Annotated in this window: 1 protein-coding gene; it reads left to right on the forward strand. The window is 59.7% G+C overall.

Annotation, left to right across the window (positions count from 1 at the left end):
- Nucleotides 1-134: 134 nt before the first annotated feature.
- Complete coding sequence (locus tag BDE01S_RS10220) at nucleotides 135-1,979, forward strand: lytic transglycosylase domain-containing protein (RefSeq protein ID WP_066081180.1); 1,845 nt, start codon at nucleotides 135-137, stop codon at nucleotides 1,977-1,979.
- Nucleotides 1,980-2,069: the final 90 nt, after the last annotated feature.

The raw sequence follows: 2,069 nt of genomic DNA on the forward strand, positions 1-2,069 counted from the left end.
TCCGACTATATATCACCCACACTTCCGATACTCCCCACTAACCCCGCGCCCCAATGTAAAAATTCCATCAATCTCCCACCATCGGCGGCAAAATCATTTAAAATGCGGCGATTGAGCCATTTCAGAAAGCCGACATGAATTTCAACCGCCCCCTGTCTTTCTCCCTGTCCCTGCTGGCCGCTGCCGTATTGGCCGCCTGCTCTTCCGACAAGCAGCCCGCCTCGACCACTCAGCCCCAAGTGCACACGGATGCTTCCGCTGCCGTACCCGCACGCTGCAGCGAATCGGAAGCCAAAATCCTGTCCGACTTCAGCCAATACCAAAGTGCGCTGGATGCCGCCAAACGCGGTGACGATATGACGGCGCAGCAGTTTCTGGCGCAAGCGGGCGACAGCGCGATGGCGGAAAACGTCCGCAACGAATGGCTGAAAAGCCTGGGCGCGCGCGGCCAATGGAGCCTGTTTCAAAACGAATACCGTAAGCTCGATGCCAAAGGCCGCGCCCAAGAAGTGCAGTGTTATGCCGATTTATACAGCGGCGATTACAGCAAGGCCGCCGACTTGGTGAAAGCCACCGGCCGCCTGCCCGCAGGCTGTACCAAGCTGGTAGAAGCCGCAGCCGCTTCAGGCCGTCTGAATACCGATGATGCCTGGCGCCGCGTGCGCGGCTTGTTGAGCAACAGCCAAACCACCGATGCGCGTAACCTGGCCGCCGCTTTGGGCAGCCCGTTTGACGGCGGCGCACAAGGCGCGCAGGAATACAGCCTGTTGAGCGTTATCGGCCGCGAAGCACGCAAATCCGCATCCGCCGCTGCCACGCTCTCCGCGATGGAAAGCGGCCTGAGCAGCGCCCAAAGCAGCTTTGCCTGGGGCGTATTGGGGCACTATCAAGCGCAAAGCCAAAATATGGCCACCGCCCTCGCCTATTACAACCGCATCACCGACCGCAAGCAGCTGACCGACGAACAATTCGAATGGTATGCCCGCGCCGCGCTGCGCCTGCAACGCTGGAACGAACTGGCCGGCATCATCCAATCCATGCCCGCCAAGCTGCAGAAAGACCCCACTTGGCAATACTGGCTGGCCCGCAGCCTGGCCGCGCAAGGCAACAGCAGCCGCGCCAAAGCCCTGTATGAGCAGGCTGCCGCGTCCGGCCGCAACTTCTACGCCGTGATGTCGATGGAAGAACTCGGCCGCCGCGTCGATACCCGCAACAACGTCTCCGCACCGAGCCGCAACAGCCTGAACCGCATGGCTGCCGACGGCGCCATCCACCGCGCACTGGTTTTGTTTAAAAACGCACAAGCATCGGGCAACAGCAAAATGCGCGCCCAAGCCCAATCGGAATGGCGTTTCGCCACGCGCGGCTTCAGCGAAGACAACCTGCTGACCGCCGCCCAAGTGGCCTACGACAACCAGTTCTACGACATGGCCATCAACAGCGCCGACCGCACCGACCACAAGCTGAATTACAACCTGCGCTACCTTTCGCCGTTTAAAGACACCACCGTCCGCTACGCCGAGCAGGTCAACGTTGATCCCGCCTGGGTGTACGGCCTGATCCGACAGGAAAGCCGCTTCGTAATGGGCGCGCAATCCAGCGTCGGCGCACAAGGTCTGATGCAGGTCATGCCCTCCACCGCGCGTGAAATCGCCGGCAAAATCGGCATGAGCACGAGCGAGCTTTACACCATGGACGGCAACATCCGCATGGGCACCTGGTATATGGCCGACGCCCGCCGCAACCTGCGTAATAACGAAGTCATGGCCACCGCAGGCTACAACGCCGGCCCTTCCCGCGCCCGCAGATGGCAGGCCTCCACCCCGCTGGAAGGCGCGATTTATGCCGAAACCATCCCTTTCAACGAAACACGCGATTACGTGAAGAAAGTGATGACCAACGCCACCTACTACGCCAGCCTCTTCAACGAACCGCAAACCTCGCTGAAACAGCGCATGGGCGTCGTACCCGCACGTTAAGCCATCGGTAAACGCAAAAAAGCCGTCTGAAAAATCTGCTTGATGGATTTTTCAGACGGCTTTTTTTGTGTTGATTCATTCTTATAGTCG

The organism is Bergeriella denitrificans NBRC 102155, from assembly GCF_001592185.1.
In the GTDB taxonomy this organism is placed as follows: domain Bacteria; phylum Pseudomonadota; class Gammaproteobacteria; order Burkholderiales; family Neisseriaceae; genus Neisseria; species Neisseria denitrificans.